The 22924-nt window shown below is 34.4% G+C and carries 24 protein-coding genes and 1 pseudogene; 11 read left to right on the top strand and 14 right to left on the bottom strand.

The window, feature by feature from the left end; all coding sequences use genetic code 11:
* Positions 1–143: 143 nt before the first annotated feature.
* Positions 144–1242 (top strand): peptide chain release factor 2 gene (prfB, locus tag J6569_RS03030; RefSeq protein WP_363319053.1). Its coding sequence is split into 2 segments (ribosomal slippage): positions 144–218 and positions 220–1242, totalling 1098 coding nucleotides; the frame shifts between segments, so codons are not numbered across the junction.
* Positions 1243–1272: 30 nt separating this feature from the next.
* Positions 1273–2790, top strand: a complete 1518-nt coding sequence (lysS, locus tag J6569_RS03025; protein ID WP_065561673.1) for a lysine--tRNA ligase — start codon at positions 1273–1275, stop codon at positions 2788–2790.
* A 315-nt stretch (positions 2791–3105) separates the two neighbouring features.
* On the opposite strand, the gene J6569_RS03020 is transcribed toward lysS, so the two are convergent.
* Positions 3106–4341 (bottom strand): uracil-xanthine permease family protein, encoded by a 1236-nt coding sequence (locus tag J6569_RS03020; protein ID WP_366941231.1) that lies wholly within the window; start codon positions 4339–4341, stop codon positions 3106–3108.
* Positions 4342–4467: 126 nt separating this feature from the next.
* Positions 4468–5094, bottom strand: coding sequence for a uracil phosphoribosyltransferase (upp, locus tag J6569_RS03015; protein WP_174799263.1), 627 nt, complete (start codon positions 5092–5094; stop codon positions 4468–4470).
* A 248-nt stretch (positions 5095–5342) separates the two neighbouring features.
* Between upp and J6569_RS03010 the strand changes: the two genes are divergently transcribed.
* Positions 5343–5693: a DUF805 domain-containing protein gene (locus J6569_RS03010; protein WP_174799262.1), complete on the top strand. Its 351-nt coding sequence runs from the start codon at positions 5343–5345 to the stop codon at positions 5691–5693.
* A 68-nt stretch (positions 5694–5761) separates the two neighbouring features.
* Here the strand turns inward: J6569_RS03010 and gntR are convergent, their stop codons facing one another.
* Positions 5762–6766 (bottom strand): gluconate operon transcriptional repressor GntR, encoded by a 1005-nt coding sequence (gntR, locus tag J6569_RS03005; RefSeq protein ID WP_296317534.1) that lies wholly within the window; start codon positions 6764–6766, stop codon positions 5762–5764.
* Positions 6763–7452 (bottom strand): uracil-DNA glycosylase, encoded by a 690-nt coding sequence (gene ung / locus J6569_RS03000; protein ID WP_065590418.1) that lies wholly within the window; start codon positions 7450–7452, stop codon positions 6763–6765. The genes gntR and ung overlap by 4 nt, the downstream gene beginning before the upstream one ends.
* A 204-nt stretch (positions 7453–7656) precedes the next feature.
* On the opposite strand from ung, the gene grcA reads away from it, so the two are divergent.
* Positions 7657–8040 (top strand): autonomous glycyl radical cofactor GrcA, encoded by a 384-nt coding sequence (gene grcA / locus J6569_RS02995; protein WP_034910787.1) that lies wholly within the window; start codon positions 7657–7659, stop codon positions 8038–8040.
* Positions 8041–8622: 582 nt separating this feature from the next.
* Positions 8623–9312 (top strand): aspartate/glutamate racemase family protein, encoded by a 690-nt coding sequence (locus J6569_RS02990; RefSeq protein ID WP_065609188.1) that lies wholly within the window; start codon positions 8623–8625, stop codon positions 9310–9312.
* Between the two features lie 4 nt (positions 9313–9316).
* Here J6569_RS02990 and J6569_RS02985 read toward each other — a convergent pair whose 3' ends face one another.
* The 5 genes and pseudogenes from J6569_RS02985 to rlmE all read right to left on the bottom strand — a co-directional run bounded on the left by J6569_RS02985 (position 9317) and on the right by rlmE (position 13959).
* Positions 9317–9526 carry a helix-turn-helix transcriptional regulator gene (locus tag J6569_RS02985; RefSeq protein ID WP_034910784.1) on the bottom strand — a complete coding sequence of 70 codons (210 nt, stop codon included), beginning with the start codon at positions 9524–9526 and terminating at the stop codon, positions 9317–9319.
* 12 nt (positions 9527–9538) lie between these two features.
* On the bottom strand, positions 9539–10117 hold the full coding sequence (locus J6569_RS02980) for a DUF2975 domain-containing protein (RefSeq protein ID WP_296317531.1): 579 nt from the start codon (positions 10115–10117) through the stop codon (positions 9539–9541).
* Positions 10118–10360: 243 nt separating this feature from the next.
* Positions 10361–11203, bottom strand: a complete 843-nt coding sequence (folP, locus tag J6569_RS02975; RefSeq protein WP_296317529.1) for a dihydropteroate synthase — start codon at positions 11201–11203, stop codon at positions 10361–10363.
* A gap of 259 nt (positions 11204–11462) precedes the next feature.
* Positions 11463–13256 (bottom strand): annotated as a pseudogene (gene ftsH / locus J6569_RS02970) (ATP-dependent zinc metalloprotease FtsH); the annotation flags it as partial.
* A gap of 76 nt (positions 13257–13332) precedes the next feature.
* Positions 13333–13959, bottom strand: a complete 627-nt coding sequence (rlmE, locus tag J6569_RS02965) for a 23S rRNA (uridine(2552)-2'-O)-methyltransferase RlmE (RefSeq protein ID WP_085165954.1) — start codon at positions 13957–13959, stop codon at positions 13333–13335.
* 96 nt (positions 13960–14055) lie between these two features.
* On the opposite strand from rlmE, the gene yhbY reads away from it, so the two are divergent.
* A complete protein-coding gene (gene yhbY / locus J6569_RS02960) occupies positions 14056–14349 on the top strand; it encodes a ribosome assembly RNA-binding protein YhbY (RefSeq protein WP_034910776.1) in 294 nt (97 codons plus the stop codon).
* Between the two features lie 62 nt (positions 14350–14411).
* Here yhbY and greA read toward each other — a convergent pair whose 3' ends face one another.
* Positions 14412–14888, bottom strand: a complete 477-nt coding sequence (gene greA, locus J6569_RS02955) for a transcription elongation factor GreA (RefSeq protein WP_296317526.1) — start codon at positions 14886–14888, stop codon at positions 14412–14414.
* 305 nt (positions 14889–15193) lie between these two features.
* Here greA and J6569_RS02950 point away from each other — a divergent pair, with 305 nt between their 5' ends.
* The 3 genes from J6569_RS02950 (at position 15194) to hslO (ending at position 18106) form a co-directional block, all read left to right on the top strand.
* Positions 15194–16738, top strand: a complete 1545-nt coding sequence (locus J6569_RS02950; RefSeq protein ID WP_296317524.1) for a hypothetical protein — start codon at positions 15194–15196, stop codon at positions 16736–16738.
* Between the two features lie 101 nt (positions 16739–16839).
* Positions 16840–17235 carry a ribosome-associated heat shock protein Hsp15 gene (gene hslR, locus J6569_RS02945; protein WP_296317522.1) on the top strand — a complete coding sequence of 132 codons (396 nt, stop codon included), beginning with the start codon at positions 16840–16842 and terminating at the stop codon, positions 17233–17235.
* Complete coding sequence (hslO, locus tag J6569_RS02940; RefSeq protein ID WP_366941230.1) at positions 17231–18106, top strand: Hsp33 family molecular chaperone HslO; 876 nt, start codon at positions 17231–17233, stop codon at positions 18104–18106. Before hslR ends, hslO begins: the two co-directional genes overlap by 5 nt.
* Before the next feature lie 221 nt (positions 18107–18327).
* Here hslO and tsaA read toward each other — a convergent pair whose 3' ends face one another.
* From tsaA to metN, 4 genes are all read right to left on the bottom strand, one after another.
* A complete protein-coding gene (gene tsaA, locus J6569_RS02935; RefSeq protein WP_141671339.1) occupies positions 18328–19038 on the bottom strand; it encodes a tRNA (N6-threonylcarbamoyladenosine(37)-N6)-methyltransferase TrmO in 711 nt (236 codons plus the stop codon).
* Between the two features lie 125 nt (positions 19039–19163).
* Positions 19164–20066 carry a MetQ/NlpA family lipoprotein gene (locus J6569_RS02930; RefSeq protein ID WP_065590425.1) on the bottom strand — a complete coding sequence of 301 codons (903 nt, stop codon included), beginning with the start codon at positions 20064–20066 and terminating at the stop codon, positions 19164–19166.
* A gap of 14 nt (positions 20067–20080) precedes the next feature.
* Positions 20081–20722, bottom strand: coding sequence for a methionine ABC transporter permease MetI (gene metI / locus J6569_RS02925; protein WP_085165959.1), 642 nt, complete (start codon positions 20720–20722; stop codon positions 20081–20083).
* Positions 20723–20834: 112 nt separating this feature from the next.
* Positions 20835–21866 carry a methionine ABC transporter ATP-binding protein MetN gene (gene metN / locus J6569_RS02920; protein ID WP_296317517.1) on the bottom strand — a complete coding sequence of 344 codons (1032 nt, stop codon included), beginning with the start codon at positions 21864–21866 and terminating at the stop codon, positions 20835–20837.
* Between the two features lie 118 nt (positions 21867–21984).
* Here metN and gmhB point away from each other — a divergent pair, with 118 nt between their 5' ends.
* Positions 21985–22521: a D-glycero-beta-D-manno-heptose 1,7-bisphosphate 7-phosphatase gene (gene gmhB / locus J6569_RS02915; RefSeq protein WP_174799254.1), complete on the top strand. Its 537-nt coding sequence runs from the start codon at positions 21985–21987 to the stop codon at positions 22519–22521.
* 110 nt (positions 22522–22631) lie between these two features.
* On the top strand, positions 22632–22924 hold a 293-nt coding region (locus tag J6569_RS02910; protein ID WP_296317515.1), incomplete at its 3' end, for a helix-turn-helix domain-containing protein.

Genomic DNA, 22924 nt, shown 5'->3' with positions numbered 1-22924 from the left:
GCGCCATCTTTTCTTTTTGAGCAATGCTTTATTTACTGAGTCAAAGTCAAAAATAGTAATTGGCAATTGCTAAATTATGCCCAAATCCGCTACAATGGACGCTTGTTTAATAAATCATAAAACAGAGCAACTCCATTTAAATCATGTTTGAAATTAATCCAGTTAAATCAAAGATAGCAGAACTTACCGAACGCACAGCCGTGATTCGGGGGTATCTTTGACTATGATCTAAAAAAAGAACGGCTCGAAGAAGTCAATGCCGAGCTAGAGCAATCCGAAGTATGGGCCGATCCAGAAAAAGCACAAGCATTAGGTAAAGAACGCGTTGCACTTGATGAAATAATCAATACCATTCATTCATTAACTCAAGGTCTTGACGATGTTGAAGGCTTGCTTGAACTTGCTATTGAAGCTGAAGATCAAGATACTTTCGATGAAACTAATTTTGAACTTGAACAGTTAGAGAAAAAACTGGCTGGACTTGAATTCCGACGAATGTTTTCAGGCAATTACGACAGTGCCGATTGTTATTTAGATATCCAATCAGGCTCAGGGGGAACTGAAGCACAAGATTGGGCAGAAATGTTACTTAGGATGTATTTACGCTGGGCTGAATCAAAAGGTTTTGCAACTGAAGTGATGGAAGTATCGGATGGTGATGTTGCTGGTATCAAATCGGCAACGATTAAAGTATCGGGTGATTATGCTTACGGTTGGTTACGCACAGAAACTGGAGTACACCGCCTAGTTCGCAAAAGTCCATTTGACTCAGGCAATCGACGCCATACCTCGTTTGCTTCTGTATTTGTTTATCCTGAAATTGATGATGATATTGATATCGACATTAACCCAGCCGATCTCCGTATCGATGTATACCGTGCGTCAGGCGCTGGTGGTCAACATGTAAATAAAACTGAGTCTGCTGTACGAATCACTCATATTCCTACGGGTATTGTTACTCAATGTCAAAATAACCGTTCACAACACAGCAATAAAGATCAAGCAATGAAACAGTTAAAAGCAAAACTGTATGAGCTTGAGATGCAAAAAAAGAATGCTGAAAAACAACAAATGGAAGAGACTAAATCTGACATTGGTTGGGGAAGCCAAATTCGCTCTTACGTACTTGATGATTCGCGTATCAAGGATTTGCGTACTGGCGTTGAAACTCGTAATACACAGGCCGTATTAGATGGCGATTTAGATCAATTTATTGAAGAAAGCTTAAAAGCAGGTTTATAAACCGCTTGGTTATAAATAAAAGGTAAAACTATGTCAACAGAGCAGCAAGATCAACAAAACCAAATTGAAGAGTTAAATAATGAACTAAAAGTACGTCGCGAAAAGCTCGCTCATCTTCGCGAACAAGGTATTGCTTTCCCTAATGATTTTCGCCGTGATGCGATTTCTAGTGATCTCCATAAACAATATGGCGATAAAACTAACGAAGAACTGATTGAAAAGAAAATTATTGTAACTGTGGCTGGCCGTATGATGATGCGTCGTATAATGGGTAAAGCTTCGTTTGTTTCTCTACAAGATGTTGCTGGACAAATCCAACTTTATGTTACTCGTGATGATCTCCCTGAAGGTTTTTATAACGAGCAATTTAAAAAATGGGATTTGGGAGATATTGTCGGCGCTAAAGGTTACCTATTTAAGACTAAAACTGGTGAGCTTTCTATCCACTGTGAAGAAATTCGTTTATTAACTAAAGCTCTTCGCCCATTACCTGATAAGTTTCATGGACTTGCCGATCAAGAAATGCGTTACCGTCAACGTTACTTGGATCTTATCACCAATCAAGAATCAAGAGAGACTTTTAAAGCGCGTTCCAAAGTTGTCAGTGAAATCCGCAACTTTATGATTGAAAACCACTTTATGGAAGTCGAAACGCCAATGATGCAGGTAATTCCGGGTGGTGCATCAGCTAAACCATTTATTACGCATCACAATGCGCTTGATTTAGATATGTATATGCGTATTGCGCCAGAACTTTATCTAAAACGATTAGTTGTAGGCGGCTTTGAGCGGGTATTTGAAATTAATCGCAACTTCCGAAATGAAGGCGTATCACCAAGACATAATCCAGAATTTACCATGATGGAAATGTACATGGCTTATGCTGATTACAAAGATCTGATCGTATTAACAGAAACATTATTCCGTCGTTTAGCTATTGCGGTAACAGGTGATGCTGTTGTGCAATATGGTGAACATACGTTTGATTTTGGTAAACCATTTATCAAAATGACCATGCGTGAAGCCATTTGCCATTACCGCCCTGAAACCAATAATGCAGACTTAGATGATTTTGATAAAGCTTGTGCTATTGCACAGTCAATTGGCATTAAAATTGAAAAAGGTTGGGGACTTGGTCGTGTTGTGACTGAAATTTTTGAAGAAGTGGCTGAATCGAACTTAATTCAACCAACTTTTATTACCGAATACCCAGCAGAAGTATCACCGCTTGCTCGCCGTAACGACGAAAATCCATTTGTAACAGACAGATTCGAGTTTTTTATTGGTGGTCGTGAAATTGGCAATGGATTCTCAGAGCTTAATGATGCTGAAGATCAAGCTCAACGCTTTGCTGATCAAGTATCACAAAAAGATGCGGGTGATGATGAAGCGATGTTTTATGATGAAGATTATATTACAGCGCTGGAGCACGGTTTACCGCCTACAGCAGGACTTGGGATTGGTATTGACCGTACGGTGATGCTATTTACCAACAGCCATACAATTCGTGACGTAATTTTATTCCCAACCATGCGTCCAATCAAATAAAACGGTTTATCATTAAAAACACACTTATTTTTGGATAAGTGTGTTTTTATACTCAAACACATGCTTACCTGAAACTTTTTGACAAAAAACAGCGATAAGCATATAAAAACAAAAAATCCATTGAATATAAATACTGCATAATTCTATACATGGATTTTGAGCTGACTGTGAAGTGTGATAACCACCGTATTGATTAAAAATGCAAAAAAAGGTTTGCCACCAAAAAAATAGAAAGGCTAAAAAGAGTGATAGATTAATACAGTTATATTATAAATATCGTTGGCCATAAAAATAACCAACGATATAGCAGTTAATTTAGTGGCTATTAGTTGATTTGACTTGATGTGGCAAGATAAGATTTAACACAATAGCTAAAATACCGCACAAACTAATACCTTGCAGTGTATAAGAGCCAAAATCAAAGATCATCCCTCCAATACCAAAAACTAAAACTAATGAAACAATACACATATTACGCGGTACAGATAGATCGACTTTATGTTTCACTAAGATATTAATGCCCACTGATGCAATAGAACCAAACAGTAACACCATAATCCCCCCCATTACTACAGTTGGAATTGAACTTAAAAATGCACCAATTTTTCCGATAAAAGACATTAAAATTGCCCAAAAAGCTGCCCATGTCATTACTCGAGTTTTGAAATTGCGAGTTAGCGTTACTGCACCAATCACTTCTGCATAAGTAATACACGGTGGTCCACCAAAAAATCCTGCCATCGAAGTTGCTAGCCCATCACCAAGTAATGTACGCTGTAAACCGGGATCGCGTGTATAGTCTTTACCTGTTACCGAACCAATCGCCATAATATCACCAACATGTTCAATGGTTGGCGCAATTACAATCGGGATCATATACAAAATGGCTTGCCAGTGAAATTCAGGAAAAGTGAAATCGGGAACTTTAAACCATGGTGCGTCAATAATAGGCTGGAAATTGACAATACCAAACATGCAAGAGAGCGTATAACCAACTACAATACCCGAAATAATAGGTAATAATTTTAAAAAACCTTTTGCCCAAATGGCAACCACTAAAGTTGTTAATAATGATACCATTGAAATAATAATCAATTGATAATTTTCAGCTTGCAGTCCACTGTTTTTACCCATTGCCATACCTATAGTAACAGGCGCCAATGATAAACCAATAACCATAATAATTGGTCCAGTTACAACTGGCGGTAAGATACTATCAATAACATGTTTACCATTTATTTTTACTAAAAAAGAAAAAAAAATAAATACAAATCCCGCAGCTATTAAACCGCCTAAAGTAGCAGGAATCCCCCATTGAGCAACACCAAATGAGATAGGAGCAATAAAAGCAAATGACGAAGCTAAAAATACAGGAACTTTACCTTTAGTTGTCAATTGAAATAATAAAGTACCTACTCCAGCAGTAAAAAGAGCTACATTCGGGTTTAACCCTGTTAATAGTGGAACTAACACCAATGCACCAAATGCGACAAATAACATTTGCGCTCCAGTAAAAATATCTTGCCAAGAATGTTTATGCAGTGATGTTATATTTTTTGTTTTATCTGTTGTGATATTGCTCACATCTCGCCTCTCTTACTTAACGAAATTTATTGTATAACTTGCCTGATTAACAGGCATAAAAAAACCGGATTAACCGGTCTAAATTTTGAGATTTTATTTTGTGCCGAAGATTTTGTCTCCAGCATCACCCAGTCCAGGTAGTATGTAGCCTTTTTCGTTCAACCTCTCATCAATCGATGCAGTATAAAGTTCAACATCAGGGTGAGCTTGTTCAAGCACTTTAATACCTTCTGGTGCAGCAACTAAAACTAATACTTTAATATTTTTACAACCTGCTTTTTTAAGCAAATCGATTGTCGCCACCATTGAGCCACCTGTAGCTAACATTGGATCAACAACTAAAGCCATTCGATCTTCAATATCCGAGGTTAGTTTTTGAAAATAAGGAACAGGTTCTAACGTTTCTTCGTTACGGTAAAAACCAACAACGCTAATACGGGCACTTGGCACATGCTCAAGCACACCATCCATCATACCTAAGCCAGCACGCAAAATAGGTACAACCGTAATTTTTTTACCCTTAATACGTTCTACTTGAACAGGTCCACACCAACCATCTATTGTTACTGTTTCGGTAGGTAGATCAGCAGTTGCTTCATAAGTTAATAAACTGCCAACTTCGCTGGCAAGAGCACGAAATTCTTTGGTACTAATATCGTGTTCACGCATTAATCCAATTTTATGGCGTACAAGAGGGTGTTTTACTTCAACTATTTTCATGGATGGCCTCAGTGTTATTTTCTATAATCTGTTAGCTGGTATAAATAACCACTGAGCGATAATTCTAACATAGTTATCACTTTATGAAAACCTGAAATCAACAGCCTTATAGGCAATGTAAATATTGATAAAAAATAAAAATAAAAAAATTTAACGATAAAAATCAGTTTTATTTTCGTTTTTTTTTCATTAAAATAGCGGCCCCAAATAATTTATTTCAGTAATTAATTAAAAAAAGGAATATAGGAATGAATTGGTTTATTGATTGTATTACAAAAAATTATGCAAATTTTAATGGTCGAGCTCGTCGTAAAGAATATTGGATGTTCGTTTTATTCTATATTATTTTAACTTTCATCACGATAATCATTGATAAAATGATTGGAAGTCCCTTAGCTATAACCGCTATCTTAGTGTTGGCATTATTCCTTCCTAGTTTAGCTGTTACTGTACGCCGCTTACATGATATAAGTAAATCAGGTTGGTGGATTTTGTTACAATTTATTCCATACATTGGTGGTATTATTATATTAGTATTCTGCGTAATGGACTCAACACCAGGCAGCAACCAATACGGTGAAAACCCTAAAGGGTTGTAATTATTACTAATAACCTTATCACTAAACGTGGTAAGGTTAAATCATTATCAATGTCATCTTCTACTTTATTAAATACTTTCTCCGTTTAAATACTCAACAGGTAAATCAATCACTTTTTTATCAATTTGTTCACCATTAATCCGTTTTAATAACAGCTCCGCTGCAATTTTTCCCATTTCAATTCTCGGTGTTTGTATAGATGCCAATTTGGGATTCATAAATTGACCAATTTGATGTCCATGAAATCCAACAATCGCTATTTGTTTTGGTACTTCAATTCCCATCCGTTGGCACTCAAGTAATACCCCTAAAGCCAAATCATCATTGGTACTAAAAATACCATCAACACAAGGAAACTCTTTTAAAATTTGATGTAAAAATCTTGCCCCTAATTCATAAGATGATGCTTCTTTAGTCGCTAGCGTCCGAGGTGTCAATCTAGCTTCTTCCATAGCCTTTTCATACCCTTTTTGACGAATAATACTTCGTTGATCTTGTCTTGCACTAAAATAGACAATATTACGGCGACCTCTATCTATCATACGATGAATCATATTTCTGGTTGCAGTAAAATTATCAAATCCTACAGCCATATCAAGACAAGGCGAAACACTGTCCATAATTTCAACCACAGGAACACCCGAAATTTCAATCATCTTTAATGTTGCTGGAGTATGCGTTCTTTCCGTTAAAATTAATCCGTCAATATTATAAGAAAGTAATGAGCGTAAGCGTAACTCTTCTTTGTCAGCACTGTATCCGGTATGAGTGATCATGGTTTGATATCCTCTTATATCAGTCACCATCTCAATACCTTTTAAAATATCGGCGAAAACCTGATTGGTTAAAGAAGGGAACACAATACCAATGGCATTACTTTTAGCGTTAGACAGCATATCGGGAGCTTTATTAGGAATATATCCTAACTTATCTATTGCGGCTGAAATTTGTAATTGAAGTGGTTTAGATACAAGATTGGGATCGCGTAAAAAACGACTCACTGTCATTTTACTAATCCCGATTAAATTTGCAATTTCCTGCAAACTTGTTCGGCGTCTTTTATTATTACTCATGTTTGTTTTTCCGCTAGTCTTGGTTGCCAATCTATTGCTTTTTTACCTTGTTGCATAATAAGATCATTCGCTTTGGAAAAGTGCTTACAGCCAAAAAATCCACGATGAGCTGATAATGGTGATGGATGCACCGATGTTAATACATGATGTTTTTGGCGATTAATAAACTGTCCCTTTTTTTGTGCAGGAGATCCCCACAATAAAAAAACCACACCTTCAAGATACTCATCGATTGCTGCTATCACATTATCAGTAAAAGTTTCCCAACCTATTTTTGCATGAGAATGCGCTTGCCCCGCTTCAACAGTCAACACATTATTTAATAGTAATACACCTTGAGCAGCCCAAGAAGCTAAATAGCCATGAGAAGGAATTGTAAAACCATCAATATCGGTTGCCAGTTCTTTATAAATATTAACTAACGATGGTGGTGTCTTAACTCCGGGTAAAACAGAAAAAGAAAGACCGTGAGCTTGATTAGGACCATGATAAGGATCTTGCCCTAAAATCACCACTTTGATTTGATCAAATGGTGTAAAACGAAACGCATTAAACACATCATGCTGAGGCGGGTAAATTATCTTGCCATTAGCACGCTCAGTCTTTACAAATTGCATTATTTGTTGAAAATAAAGTTTTTGTTTTTCTGCACCAATAACTTCATGCCAAGTCAATTTTGTTGTCATATTTTGATATCACTCATCAATAATGCCAGTGTTTCTGGGCAATAACTAATATATTTCTACATAATAACCTATCACAAAAGAAAATAGAAATTAAAGGTATTACTTATCGAAGCAATAGTTTTTTTTGACTTTTATCAAATTTTTAAAGTGCTATATTAACCATAATTATTTTAGGGCAATAAGGCCCCGTTAGGAGGATTTAAAATGATTACAGGTATCCAAATTACTAAAGCAGACAACTCAGCACTTCTAAACTCTTTCTGGTTATTAGACGACTCTACAAAAGAAGCTCGTTGTGTAGCTGCTAAATCAGTTTATAAAGAAGATCAAATCATTCCTACTGCAGAACTTGGTCAATTCGAATATCGCGAAGTTCCATTAGATGTTGCTCCAACTGTAAAAGTTGAAGGTGGTCAACATTTAAATGTGAACGTTCTTCGTCGTGAAACTTTAGAAGACGCTGTAAAACACCCAGAAAAATACCCACAATTAACAATTCGTGTTTCTGGTTATGCAGTACGTTTTAACTCATTAACAGCAGAACAACAACGTGATGTTATTGCTCGTACATTTACAACTAAAATTTAATAAAATAACAAAAACTTTTAACCCAGCATTTGCTGGGTTTTTTATAATAAATAAGATATTTATTCCGAATTTAATTTTTCATCTTATCAGATTAACTATTTTATCCTAGTGATGTTAAACATTTCAGCAATACTTCTGTTAATTTCGATGCGTTAGTCCTTTTTATGTAGTTGACATTAATATAAGAAAAAGAATTTTCTTGCTCAAGAATATAAATAGTTGCTATTGTAGCTATTATCGCGATTAAAGTCATAGCAGGTTACTTAAGTTAGGTATTGGTGGATGTGTTTATGCTACCAACCGTACTTTTTATTCCTTAAACTGTTTTATATTGAACAATATTTCTTTATTTTGTTAATAAAATTTTTTTCTAAAGATAAAATTTAGTAGATGTTTTTGCTTGCTAAGTAAAAACACAATACCTTCATAGCGATAATTAACCATTGATTGCTTAAACAAGTACTAATTAAATTCCACCTAACTCTACCACAATTGAAATAACTTTACACATTCTACAATATAGTTAAGAATAAAATTATTTTAATATCAAAAATCATAAACTTTCTATAAGGAATTTTTAGAATGAAAACAATTGGTTTAATCGGGGGTATGAGTTGGGAAAGTACAACAACTTATTATCAAGTTATTAATCAAACTATTGCTAAATCATTAGGAGGCCTGCATTCAGCAAAAACGATTTTATATAGCGTTGATTTTCAAGAAATTGAAAGTTGCCAAGCTAATAATGAGTGGAACAAAAGCGCAGAAATTTTAATTGATGCGGCTAAAAGAGTTGAATTAGCTGGTGCAGATTTTATTGTTATTTGTACCAATACTATGCATAAAGTTGCAGATCAAATCCAAAAAGCAATTAATATTCCGATTATTCATATTGCCGATGTGACAGCTAAACATTTACTCGCACAAAATATTAAATCGGTCGCTTTGTTAGGTACTAAATATACAATGGAGCAGGACTTTTATAAATCTAAACTGATCGATAAAAATTTAAATGTGTTTATTCCAGAGGTTCAAGATAGAAATATCATTAATGAGATCATTTATGATGAACTTTGCAAAGGTATTATTCAACTTGGTTCTAAGCAAGCCTATCTTAATATTGTTGATAAACTCATTAAAAATGGCGCAGAAGGTGTTATTTTAGGCTGTACGGAAATTGGGTTATTAATCTCTCAATCCGATCGTAATATCCCTTTTTTTGATACAGCCTTAATTCACGCGCAAGAGGCAGCATTACTTGCAATAAGTTAATAAGTTATTCTTCGTTGGTATATTCTAGTATATCACCTGGTTGGCAATCTAGATGTTTGCAGATTGCTTCGAGTGTTGCTAGTCTAAATCCTTTTACTTTACCTTGCTTAAGTAATGATAAATTTTGTTCTGTAATACCAACTGCTACCGCTAGATCTTTTGATTTAACTTTACGTTTAGCAAGCATGACGTCTAAATTTATTATAATTGGCACAGATGACTCCTTTTAAATAAATTGTTTATTTTCTTCATCTAGTTGGCAAGCTTTTTTAAGTATTTGACCAATGAGCATAATACTAATCGCAATAAATAGCGTTATGATATCATCACTAGAAAAAGAAATAGAAAAGTAACGTGCTGATGCATCTTGATTATAGGTTAAGATCATTGTTAATAACGGTTCAGATAAAAAACGTATTACCTCCCAACAAACAAGTAATTTGCCAAAGATGTAACAATGGTTGGCTGATTTTACTGAGAAATATTCGGATTGACTGTAATTGATAAACAATAGTCTAAGTTGATAAAACGCATAAATTAAAATAAGTATTAATGAAGTTTCCATTAATGTTGCGATAGTCGCTTGCCATCCTGCTAAGGATTTAGAATCAACATAATCTTCCCCACTAGTGAAAAAAGAAAACCCTGCAAATTCAAGTCCAATATTTTGTATATCAAAAAAATAATATAAGAATGGAGACATTGCGCCAATTAACAAAATTAGAATTGGAATTAATGTTAGTAATGCCATAATTCGACAATATTGATTCAATCGAGAATATGTTTTAGTCATATCTGTGTTCATTTTTAAATCCTTTCGTTTTATAAAAAGTGAACACAGTATAGCATTGGGAAATTCATTAAACAATAAAAATTAAAGTAAAACGATAATTTTTTATTTTATTATTTTTAATTATAAAAACTAAATATTAAATAAAATTACTTTATAATCATTTGATTTCACTAAAAAATAATTAGATATAAATTAATTAAAATCAATGTTATATATGAAAAAGTTTGTTCGAAAAAATACAACGATTTTACAATCTCAAAAGGAATCTTGTTCTGCAAGGGTTGCTTGTACAATCCTTAGTGCATTGAAAGTTTCCTTTACATCGTGTACGCGAATAATTTTTGCTCCTTTCATTGCCGCAATTACTGCACATGTAACACTACCAAGTGTACGTTCTTGCGGTGGTACATTTAATAATTGTCCTATCATGGATTTTCGGGACATGCCTACTAATAAAGGAAGGTTTAAATGGTGAAACCGTTCAAGTGTTGCTAATAGCTGGTAATTGTGCATTAGTGTTTTACCAAATCCAAAACCAGGGTCGAGTATGATTTTTTGACGGTCAATGCCTTCGTTTATGCAGCGTTGGATCTGTTTTGTAAAAAAATTATCGACTTCTTGATAGATATCTAGCTCATAGTATGGCGCATTTTGCATAGTTTTAGGAGCGCCTTGCATATGCATAATGCAAACAGGTAATCCTGTTTGTGCAGCTGCTTCAACCGCACCTGGTTCTGTTAAAGCTCTAATATCATTAATTAGATGGGCTCCTACTTTGGCAGATTCGGTCATGACTTGTGGTTTTGATGTATCAACCGAAATCCAAACATCAAAATAATGGGCAATTTTTTCAACTAATGGAATAACACGGTTAAGCTCTTCATCGACAGACACTTCAGTTGCACCAGGGCGTGTTGATTCGCCGCCGACATCAATAAATGTTGCACCAGCTTGGATCATACTGTCAACTCGACGCATAGCATCATCAAGGTTGTTATAATTACCACCGTCAGAAAATGAATCTGGCGTCATATTAACGATGCCCATCACTTGTGGGAATGAAAGATCCATCACATGATTTTGAAAATGTATTTCCATGATTAAAAGCCCTATTTGATTAAAATTAATGATGCAGTTGTTTAAATGATCTTCAAAATTATTAAGCATAATTAAAGTAAAATTTTCAATATAATCGTTGCTTTATTCCTGCAAATTTATTGATAAGCTATTTTTAGTTTACCGATAAAAAACGCGCTGTAAGCGCGTTATATTTTATTAAAGCAAATTAACTTTTTGATTGTAGTGGTGTATCACTACCTCCATTTGCTGCTTTTTCATCGCTTTCCGTCCAATCATCAGGTGGTGTGACCGGTTGACGATTCATAAGTTCATCAATTTGTTGTTTATTGATTGTTTCATATTTTAATAGTGCATCTTTCATGGCGTGAAGAATATCAATATTTTCAGTTAGGATCGTTTTTGCACGTTGATAGTTACGTTGAATAATAGCATCAACTTCTTCATCAATAATTTGAGCTGTACTATCTGAGATTTTTTTCAATGGCCCATAAGATGATTCTTCGTACTCAAATAATACAGGTGGTAAACGTTCTGAGAATCCCCATTGGGTTACCATTGCTCGAGCAACATTAGATGCATATTGAATATCACTTGATGCCCCCGACGTAATTTTATCTTCACCAAAGACTAATCCTTCAGCAATTCGGCCTGCATAAGCGGTAGAAATTTTTGATTCTAATTGAGTTCGGCTTTGGCTAATTTGGTCACCTTCAGGTAAAAAGAATGCTACACCTAATGCGCGCCCACGAGGGATAATAGTTACTTTATGAAGTGGATCATGATCTGGCACAAGATAGCCAACAATCGCATGTCCAGCTTCGTGATAAGCAGTATTAGTTAATTGTTCTTTCGTCATAGATAATGAACGGCGTTGAGTTCCCATATTGATTTTGTCTTTGGCTTCCTCAAATTCTTCCATGGTAACTACTCGTTTGTTTCGACGTGCAGCAAATAAAGCTGCTTCGTTAACTAAATTAGCAAGTTCTGCACCAGAGTAATTTGGTGTGCCACGAGCTAATACCGATAAGTTGACATCAGAACCTAACGGAACTTTGCGTACATGAACGGCAAGAATTTGTTCACGGCCTTTCATGTCTGGTAAACCAATTTGCACTTGGCGGTCAAAACGACCAGGACGGAGTAACGCCGAATCTAAAATATCAACTCGGTTAGTTGCCGCGATGATAATAATGCCGCTATTAGCCTCAAACCCATCCATTTCAACCAACATTTGGTTTAATGTTTGTTCTCGTTCATCATGACCTCCCATTGAGCCAGCACCACGCTTGCGTCCGACGGCATCAATTTCGTCAATAAAGATAATACAAGGTGCGTGTTTACGTGCTTGTTCAAAGAGATCTCGCACTCGCGAAGCCCCCACTCCCACAAACATCTCAACAAAGTCAGAACCTGAAATGCTAAAAAAAGGCACATTGGCTTCACCTGCAATAGCTCTTGCTAGTAAAGTTTTACCTGTTCCAGGAGGTCCTACCATTAAAATCCCTTTTGGTATGCGTCCTCCCAATTTTTGATATTTGCCTGGATCGCGTAAAAAGTCGACAACTTCGGTGACTTCTTGTTTTGCTTCTTCACTTCCGGCAACATCGGTAAATTTTGTTTTGACTTGGTCTGGCGTTAGCATTTTTGCTTTACTTTTACCAACTGACATTGGTCCACCTTTACCACCACCTTGCATTTGACGCATCATAAAGAGCCAAAAACCAATAAGCAAAATCATAGGAAACCAAGAGATAAGAATGCTGGTGATTAAGTTTGGTCTTTCATCGGGTTTACCATAAACAGGTACTTTATTGGCCAATAAATCATCCATTAATTTTCCATCAAGGTAAGGGATATATGTAGTGTAATTGCCTTTATTTTTAGTTGTGGCAACAATTTCTCGTCCGTTAATATGCACTTCTTGGAGATTACCAGCTGCGATATCGGAATTAAATTGGGTATAATTGACTTGAGGTCCACTATTAGATATTGAGCTGAATTGGCTAAATCCAACAATCAATGCTACAGCGATGATTCCCCAGATCAGTAAATTCTTTATCATGTCGTTCAAAAGAAAAACCTCTTATAAAAATTAACAGTTACGACTAAATTTAACAAAGTATGGTACTACAAAATTATACAACTGGCTACTTCATACCCATTGCAACAATATAAACTTCTCGAGATCGTGTTCGTGAGGCTTCAGGCTTACGAATTTTGACCGTTTTAAACATTGAACGGACTTGCTTTAGGTACTCTTCAAATCCTTCGCCCTGAAACACTTTAACAATAAAATTACCATTAAGAGCAAGTACGTCTTTACACATATCTAACGCTAGTTCAACTAAATACATTGCTCTAGGTATATCAACTGCAGGTTGACCGCTCATGTTGGGCGCCATGTCTGACATGACAACTTGGACTTTTTCTTCGCCAACTCGTTCAAGTAATGCTTTTAAAACTGCGTCATCCCGAAAATCGCCTTGAAGAAAGTCAACGCCAACAATGGGATCCATGGGAAGTAAGTCACAGGCAATAATACGCCCTTTATTGCCGATAAGCGATGCGACATATTGTGACCAACCTCCTGGGGCTGCACCTAAATCAACAACCGTTATTCCGGGCTTAAATAATTTGTCACTTTTTTGAATTTCTTCAAGTTTGAACCAAGCTCTAGATCGGAGCCCTTTTTTGTGTGCTTGTTGTACAAAGCGATCATTAAAATGCTCATTGAGCCAGCGCGTTGAACTTGCTGAGCGTTTTTTATTACTCACAACTAATAAATCCTTAATGTAAAAGGTCACTTCATTGATTACAAACATATATAAGGGTAGAATAGCAAAATTACAACTTAATGTGATAAAAATTTAATGAATTTATCGAATAAACAAAAACAGTATTTAAAAAGTGAAGCTCATCATTTAAAACCTATAGTGATGATTGGGGCTAATGGATTTACCGAGGGTGTACTTGCCGAGATTGACAACGCTTTAAATTTCCATGAGTTGATTAAAATTAAGGTTTCTGCTGAAGATCGTGAAACAAAAAGGCTTATTTGTGATGCAATTGTACGCGAAACAAAAGCGTTAGCAGTGCAATTGGTTGGTTCTAATTTCACTATTTTTAGACCAAGCGAAGATAAGAAAATTTCCCTACCTAAATAAATGTAACAGGGCTTAGCCCTGTTGCATTTATCATCTGTTTTTGTAAGTGATTTATTTAATAATTAGATATATTCAACTTTAACAATATCAAATTCTACATCACCCCCTGGGGTTTTAATTTGTACTGTATCACCATCTTCTTTGCCAATTAACCCTCTGGCAATAGGTGAGTTGACTGAAATAAGATTTTGTCTGTAGTCAGCTTCATCATCACCCACTATGCGATATGTTGTCTCTTCGTCCGTTTCAATATTTATTACTGTTATTGTAGCACCAAAAATAATACGACCAGTATTTTTTACTTTGGTAATATCAATAATTTGAGCTTGTGATAATTTACCTTCGATTTCTTGAATACGACCCTCACAAAAACCTTGCTGTTCTCTTGCTGCATGGTATTCAGCGTTTTCCTTTAAATCGCCATGAGCTCTTGCCTCTGCTATTGCTGCCGTTATTTGTGGTCTTTTGACATTCTTTAACTCTTCTAATTCGGCTCGTAATAGTTCAGCTCCCTTTACTGTCATTGGGATTTGTTTCATCTAGGTATCTCCCGTTTTTACTTATTTTAGTAAATAAAAAATAATTATCCCTTATCTTAATCAAAAGAAAGAGAAAGTTAATTGTTTTTTGTTTATTTAAAAACGTTAAAGTGAATATTTATATATTAACTGTAAAGTTAGTTTAATAACAAATCATTTATACTGAAAATGAGATGATATTTTTATAAAAATCGGTTATCGTAATATAACTATTTAGTAGTTCATTATAATAATTACATTTATTTATGCGGCAATTCCGATTTTATATAATCATTTCTCTGTCCATCGTTTGGTTTTTTTTATTGTTGTCTTATTTTGTTTTACAAACTTCGTTCGGAGCAAAATTAGTTAGTTATCAGTTATCTAAATTAAGTTCATATACAATCTCAATCGGCAGTGTTCATCACTCTTTTTCAACTTTTTATGAATTGGTTTTTGATGATGTTGTTGTCAATGATAATAATCAAGAGATTGTTAATGTTCCTAAATTAGTTGTAGGGTTGGATAAAAGTGATTTATGGCAATTAAGCCATTTTAATTATGTTACTGTCATTAATGGTACTATTAATACTACTCAATCCAAGCATTATGCTTTTTCAACAAACACACTAAAATTTGTTAATTCAACCATTAATATTCTGGCTAATAATGGAAAAGACAAACTTTCTTTCTTCAAAATCAATGGAGGGATTCAACCTTTTTTTTCATCAGGGGGAGATAAATATCAATTTGATTTTACTTCTCAAGAAGCTTTGGTAAATCAAATACCAATAAAATCTTTGCTTATTCAAGGTTTCCATCGAGATGGTATTACTACGATTACTAATTTAGGTGGAAATATTAAAGACGGATTTTTTGTCAGTAAATTAAAAATACAGGCCGACAATATTTTAGATATCGAACAATTAAAGTTGCATAATATACATTTTCAATCAACCGATGATGATTTTTTTGATAAAGATTCTCATGTCCTGCCAAAGCTAACAATCAAACAACTATCAATACAGGAAAGTAGTATTCAGTTACCCAATTTTTTAATGGAAAAAGGCAATATTGAAGCGACGAATCTTCGTTATGATGGGCAATGGCATTTCGAACAGGGCTCCTTTATTTTTACTGCCGAGGAACTAGTTTGGCATAATCAGTTATTTTCGTCAGTATTAGCAAAATTATTATTTCAAGACCAAGAATTGATACTTCAAAAAGTACTAGCAAAATGGAATAAAGGTAGTATAAATTTTTCTGGTAAGTGGAAAGATAATACCTTACATCTAGATCAATTAATGTTAGCGGATATTGTCTATGAGATTCCTGAAAATTTGGGACAGACTCTGTTACCTAATATTTTTAGAAATATTAAGCTTGATAAGCTGAATATTTTTCAAAGTTTGATAATTAGAAAGCAGAGCGATTTTCCTTTTAGTTTATATAATTTTCAAGCTTCAGGTAAAGATATCACTTTAGCAAAAGCGCAAAAATTAGGACTATTTTCAGGAACTGTCTTTTTTAAATCTGAAAAAGCTTCGTTAAATCGAATTGATATTCGTTATCCAGATCTTGTTCTCAAATTTGATTCTGATAACCATCCTTCATTAAGTTTTAGTTCTTTAACTAATGGGGGAATAATTGAGTCGAGAGCAAAAGTTGATTTATCGCAAAATGAACCGCTATCTTTGCAATTTGATGCTTATGGTGTAACAAGTTTGTTACTAGAGAATTGGAAATTGATAAAACAACCGCCAAATGCTATGAATTACTCAGCTAATTTACATGGTAAATTACAACCATTTAATTTCTCAGGTAAATTTTCGGCTAATGGGTATGAGTATATCATTAATCTTGCGCATTGATTTTTACAAAAGCATCCTTATATAACATCGTTAAGATGTTTAAGTTATTATGTTCATTTGAGCTTAAAAAACTCAATAATAAGTAATATGAGGTAGTAATAGTGCTTATAAGATTAGATAAATGGCTTTGGGCGGCAAGATTTTATAAGTCTCGATCATTAGCACGAGAAATGGTTGACGGTGGTAAAGTGCATTATAATGGCCAACGTACCAAACCAAGTAAGCTTGTTGAAGTCGGAGCAATCTTAACGCTTCGCCAAGGCTCTGTTCAAAAAACAGTTCGGGTTTTAGCCATCAGTGAACAACGAAGAACTGCTATTGAAGCCCAACAACTTTATCAAGAAACTCCTGACAGTATTGCAAAACGAGAAAAAATAGCGCAAGCGCGTAAACTTAATGCATTGATAATGCCGCATCCAGATAGACGGCCTGATAAAAAGGAACGGCGTAATTTGATTAAATTTAAATATGATAGGCAACAAGATGGCAATAATTAATATGGATACTTTAAACCGTTTTTTATTTGATAATCACCCTATTCGTGGTGAAATTACCCGTTTGGAACAGACATATCAAGCGATTTTAGATAATCATACTTATCCAATAGCAGTACAAAAATTGCTTGGTGAATTATTGGTTGTAACTAGTTTATTAACTGCAACACTAAAATTTGAAGGCGATATTGCTGTTCAGTTACAAGGCGATGGAGCATTATCTTTAGCAGTTGTTAATGGTAATGATCAACAGCAGCTACGCGGTGTTGCTCGGATTAGCGGTGAAATCGCTGATAATGCAACACTTAAAGAGATGGTGGGTAATGGCTATGTCGTTATTACTATTACCCCTAAAAATGGTGAGCGTTATCAAGGTATCGTTGGTCTGGAAAAAGATACACTTATTGGTTGTATCGAAAATTACTTTATACAATCAGAACAGCTCCCTACTCGTCTATTTGTAAAAATAGGTGTACATGATAATAAACCAATAGCAGCAGGTATTTTATTGCAAGTTTTACCTGCTAATGAAAATACAATTGAATCATTTGAACATCTTAACGCTTTAACTGAGACAATCACTAGTGATGAGTTATTTCAACTTTCCACTGATGAGATTTTATATCGTTTATATAATCAAGAAGAAGTGCGTCTTTTTGAAACGCATGATATTACTTTTAAGTGTAGATGTTCACGTCAACGTTGTGAAGATAGCTTAATGACTTTACCAGCTAATGAAATTGATGAAATCCTAAAGGAAAATGAGGGTAAGATTGATATTCATTGTGATTATTGTGGAAAGCATTATCTGTTTGATGCAATTGATATTGCTGAAATTAGAAGTACAAGTACAAGTAACCTACATTATCATTGATCTTAATAGAAAAATACCACTAAGGTTATTAACACCTTAGTGGTAAAGTGAAATATAGGGAATTAAACCCGTATTCAATTTAACAGAATAGAAAAAAGATACCAATCTATTTTATCGGTTTTATATAAAAATTTTGTAAAGTAAATTTACAAAACTATTTTACATTGAAATTAATAAAAAATTTTTTAGCCTTAACTTTTTGAAATTCATAAAAATTATTTTCATTTACTTCCTACATAAATATCTTCAACAATGGCGTGTTGATTTACGATTCTCCATTTAATATTAAAATGGTAAAGTGTAAATCCGTATGCTTGTTCATTAATGTTTTTTTGTTTATAGGCTGGTCTTGGATCTTGGGATATTACTTGTGTAATTAATTCGGCGAGTTGAGGATAACTTTGTTTTTGTAAATCCAAAGATAATCGTGCTTTTTGTGAGAACTCTACTGTTATTTTTTTTTCAGGAGTAGATTGTGCGTATCCTGCAAGTGCTTCTGAGTGGCTATCGGAATAAGGGAGATAAGGCTTGATATCAATAATTGGTGTGCCATCGACTAAGTCAAGACTTCCTAATTTTAAGACTACTTGCTTATTTTCTATGATGATATCTTTTAACTCTACTGCTGAAAGCCCAATATGATTAGGTCTAAACGGCGATCGTGTAGCAAACACCCCTATTGTTTTATTACCACCTAAACGAGGAGGGCGAACGGTTAATCTCCATTTTTCAGGGGCAACATGGTGAAATAGGAATAATAGCCATAAATGTGAAAATTGTTCTAATCCTTTTACACTGATAGGGTCATTATAAGGTGCTAATAAATAAAGTTCCCCTTGTCCTGCACTAACTAGATTGGGTTGTCTTGGAACGGCAAATTTTTCACTATACGGTGAGCGGATAATACCGATTGGTTCAATTTGATATGTCATTATTGGTCGATAATTTTATTTATGAGTAGCAATTTTGTTAAGCCATTGAATTATTATCTCTATTTCCGCCGATCGATACAAAGATCGGCGGATTTAATATTAGTCTAATATCTATTTATAGATTATTACCAACCGCGAATAGCTCCACCATTAAAAATTTGGTCAGCTTTTTGTGCAACAGCTTCGGTTTGGTATGCTTTTACAAAATTTTTCACATTTTCATTATCTTTATCCGTTTCACGCGAAACAATAATGTTGACATATGGTGATTCTTTATCCTCAACAAAAATACCATCTTTACTTGGTGTTAAGTTTGCTTGTCCTGCAAATGCGTTATTGATGATTGCAAGATCAACTTGGGCATCATCCAATGAACGAGGTAACATTGGAGCTTCAAGTTCTAAAATATTGTAGTTATAAGGGTTACTGGTAATATCAAGTACAGTTGGTAGTAAACCCTTAGATTTATCAACCGTAATCATCCCTTCATGTTGTAATAATAGTAATGCACGTCCTAAGTTTGTAGGGTCATTAGGAATAGCAATCGTTGAGTTAGCTGGAATGAAAAATGCTTCACCGCGTGGTGAAGTGACTTTTACGCCTTCGCCTGTTTCTATTGATTCATCAATTGGTTTTAGTTTATGAGAATAGCTTGCAATAGGATAAACAAATGAATTACCTACTACAGCTAATTTATAGCCACGTTCTTTCATTTGTTCATCTAAATAAGGTTTATGTTGGAAAGCATTTACATCAATTAGCCCATCATTTAATGCTTGATTTGGGGTTACGTAATCGTTAAAAATAACTAGTTCAACATCTAGATTATAAAGATCTTTTGCTTGTTGTTTAACTACTTCAGCAACTTCTTGTTCAGGGCCTGAAATTACTCCGACTTTTAGAACATTTACTTTAGTTGGTTCTGTTGGTTTGTTATCTGTTGTGGCTGTTTGCTTATTATTATCACAGCCAGTTAAAAAAAATGCACTTACCAATGTGGTAATAAGAGCTAGCTTTTTAATAGACATATATTTCTCCAAAATTAATGATGCGTGACGCGTTTAACAATCATATTGCCAATAAATTGAATAATAAAGACAATAATAATTAATATAACTAAAACAGTATTCATTATAGCTGGCTTGTAGCCGTTGTAACCATATTGAATAGCAAGTTGCCCAAGGCCTCCTGCGCCAACAGCTCCAGCCATTGCAATATATCCTGTCAAAGTAATTAAGGTAATTGTCATACTATTGACAATTATAGGCAATGACTCAGGTAATAAAACTTTATATATAATTTGTAGTGGTGTTGCACCCATTGAGCGTGCAGCCTCTATTAATCCTTTGGGAACATCTAATAATGCATTTTCTATCATACGTGCAATTAATGGCGATACACCAATACTTAATGGTACCACTGCAGCTTGTTTACCTATAAAGGTGCCCATTAAAATTGTGGTGAAAGGAATAATCCATACAATTAATATGATAAAAGGGATTGAACGAAATACATTAGTAATAAATGAAATAGTGCTATTAGCGGCATAACAATCCAATATTTGTCCTTTACGCGTCGTATAAAGTAATATACCAACGGGTAATCCAATTATCGTTCCCCAAAAACCTGATAAGATGACCATAAATAGAGTTTCATCTGTTGCTTGTGCCATTTTGAACAGCATTGCTTCATTAAAGCCATTAAATGATGAACAAAAAGCAACAAAGTCAGCCCAAAAATTATATTGAGTTAAATATCGAAATAATGATTCAAAAGGTTTAAATGAAGGAATAAAATCAAACATAGCCGAGCACCTCTACTTTAGTATTATTTTTTTCTAAGAATTGAATTGCTGATGCCATACTTTTTTGTTTCCCTTTCATTTCCAATAACATTAAGCCAAATTTGACTCCTCCAGCATAATCCATTTGTGCACTGATAATGTTACTATCAATTTCGAATTCTTTAGCGATTTGAGATAATAATGGTAAATCAACGGAGACTCCTGTAAATTCTAAACGTAATAGCGGATTGAGTCCTTCTTTGTGTTCAGATGATAGCCTTATTAAATAATCATCTGGAATACTAAGGTGTAAGGTTGATTGAATAAATTGTCGTGCAATATCTGTTTTAGCATGAGAAAACATTTCGCCTACTGATGACTGTTCAACTAGTTCGCCATCACTTATAACAGCTACTTGATCACAAATTTGTTTTACTACATCCATTTCATGAGTAATTAATAAAATTGTTAATCCTAATTTTTGGTTAATATCTTTTAGTAATGACAAAATTGAACGTGTTGTTTCAGGATCAAGCGCACTGGTTGCTTCATCACATAATAATACTTTGGGGTCACTTGCCAAAGCTCTCGCAATAGCAACACGTTGTTTTTGTCCACCAGATAAATTAGTTGGATAAACATTCGCTTTTTCTGTCAATCCAACTAATTCCATAAGCTCATTTACTTTCTGCTTAATTGCTATTTTAGACGTTTTATTTAGTTCAAGAGGGAAAGCGATATTATCAAATACAGTACGTGAAGAAAGTAGATTGAAATGTTGAAAAATCATACTAATTTTTCGGCGTATTTCAATTAATTTTCTATTAGATAAATTAGTGATCTCTTGATTATCAAAGAATATCTTCCCACTAGTCGGCTTTTCTAGTAGGTTAATGCAGCGAATAAGTGTGCTTTTCCCTGCCCCTGATTTGCCAATAACACCGTAAATTTTCCCTTGGGGAACATGGATATTAATGTCTTTTAAAGCATAAATAGGGGTTTTATTATGCTCAAATGTTTTCGAAATATGTTGTAGTTGTATCATAATATATAAAAACAAAAGATGAATAAATGAATATTAAGACGTCTAGACATCTAAGTCAATCAATAATATGCTATATGAATTAGAGTAATATCTAAAATTAAAAGGAAAAAAAGTAAATATGAAGCCAGCAATTTTTTTAGATCGAGATGGTACTATTAATATAGATTATAATTATGTACATACAATTGATAAGTTCCACTTTATTGACGGTGTTATTGAGGCAATGCAAGAGCTCAAGAAAATGGGTTTTTTATTAGTCATTACAACCAATCAATCAGGTATTGCTAGAAATATATTTACAGAAGAACAATTTCATACTTTGACTGAATGGATGGATTGGTCTTTGCAAGATCGTGGTGTTGATTTAGATGGTGTCTATTATTGCCCTCACGACCCGTTAATGGATACTTGTGAATGTCGCAAACCAAGTCCAGGTATGATTCAAACAGCAGCTAAAGAACTAAAAATTGATATTGCTAATTCCTATATGGTTGGAGATAGAGTGTCTGACCTATTATCGGGTAAAAAAGCTGGCGTTAAAAAAACTGTGTTAGTAAAAACGGGTGATACCATAACAGAAGAGGCATTAGAACAAGCTGATTTGATTATTGATAGTTTGGCTGATCTACCAAAAAGAATAAAAAACCAATCTTGATTGTTGTTTTAACTAATACAGTGTTTAGATTAAACGCTGTATTAAAGTGTAATAGTCTTTACTTAATCTGACGTTTGAGTTATTTTATAACACAAAAAGGAGAGTCAGAAATGAATCAAACTGCCAAAATTATTAAACCTAAATTAGGACTTTTAGAATTAGCTAAACAACTCGGTAACGTTCAACAAGCTTGCAAAGTCATGGGATACAGTCGAGATAGCTATTATCGCTTTAAAAAACTGTATGAACAAGGTGGTGAGCTTGCGCTTCAAGAAATCAGTCGTAAAAAGCCTATCGAAAAAAATCGGGTAGAGCCACATATAGAACAAGCCGTTGTCAATATGGCTTATGAATATCCAGCTTATGGGCAACATCGAGTTGCCAATCAACTCCGCCAAGAAGG

The sequence above is a fragment of the Gilliamella sp. genome (assembly GCF_024104075.1).
In the GTDB taxonomy this organism is placed as follows: Bacteria; Pseudomonadota; Gammaproteobacteria; order Enterobacterales; family Orbaceae; genus Gilliamella; species Gilliamella bombi.
This window is presented reverse-complemented; position numbering and strand designations above follow the sequence as displayed.

What these genes read in the sequence shown, in the direction of transcription:
- ung (WP_065590418.1), bottom strand. Translation starts at nt 7,452, where the DNA reads ATGACAACAAAATTGACTTGGCATGAAGTTATTGGTGCAGAAAAACAA.
- J6569_RS02930 (WP_065590425.1), bottom strand. Translation starts at nt 20,066, where the DNA reads ATGTCTATTAAAAAGCTAGCTCTTATTACCACATTGGTAAGTGCATTT.
- J6569_RS03010 (WP_174799262.1), top strand. Translation starts at nt 5,343, where the DNA reads ATGAATTGGTTTATTGATTGTATTACAAAAAATTATGCAAATTTTAAT.
- J6569_RS02990 (WP_065609188.1), top strand. Translation starts at nt 8,623, where the DNA reads ATGAAAACAATTGGTTTAATCGGGGGTATGAGTTGGGAAAGTACAACA.
- metN (WP_296317517.1), bottom strand. Translation starts at nt 21,866, where the DNA reads ATGATACAACTACAACATATTTCGAAAACATTTGAGCATAATAAAACC.
- metI (WP_085165959.1), bottom strand. Translation starts at nt 20,722, where the DNA reads ATGCTGTTCAAAATGGCACAAGCAACAGATGAAACTCTATTTATGGTC.
- grcA (WP_034910787.1), top strand. Translation starts at nt 7,657, where the DNA reads ATGATTACAGGTATCCAAATTACTAAAGCAGACAACTCAGCACTTCTA.
- upp (WP_174799263.1), bottom strand. Translation starts at nt 5,094, where the DNA reads ATGAAAATAGTTGAAGTAAAACACCCTCTTGTACGCCATAAAATTGGA.
- yhbY (WP_034910776.1), top strand. Translation starts at nt 14,056, where the DNA reads ATGAATTTATCGAATAAACAAAAACAGTATTTAAAAAGTGAAGCTCAT.
- folP (WP_296317529.1), bottom strand. Translation starts at nt 11,203, where the DNA reads ATGGAAATACATTTTCAAAATCATGTGATGGATCTTTCATTCCCACAA.
- gntR (WP_296317534.1), bottom strand. Translation starts at nt 6,766, where the DNA reads ATGAGTAATAATAAAAGACGCCGAACAAGTTTGCAGGAAATTGCAAAT.
- J6569_RS02980 (WP_296317531.1), bottom strand. Translation starts at nt 10,117, where the DNA reads ATGAACACAGATATGACTAAAACATATTCTCGATTGAATCAATATTGT.
- gmhB (WP_174799254.1), top strand. Translation starts at nt 21,985, where the DNA reads ATGAAGCCAGCAATTTTTTTAGATCGAGATGGTACTATTAATATAGAT.
- tsaA (WP_141671339.1), bottom strand. Translation starts at nt 19,038, where the DNA reads ATGACATATCAAATTGAACCAATCGGTATTATCCGCTCACCGTATAGT.
- greA (WP_296317526.1), bottom strand. Translation starts at nt 14,888, where the DNA reads ATGAAACAAATCCCAATGACAGTAAAGGGAGCTGAACTATTACGAGCC.
- lysS (WP_065561673.1), top strand. Translation starts at nt 1,273, where the DNA reads ATGTCAACAGAGCAGCAAGATCAACAAAACCAAATTGAAGAGTTAAAT.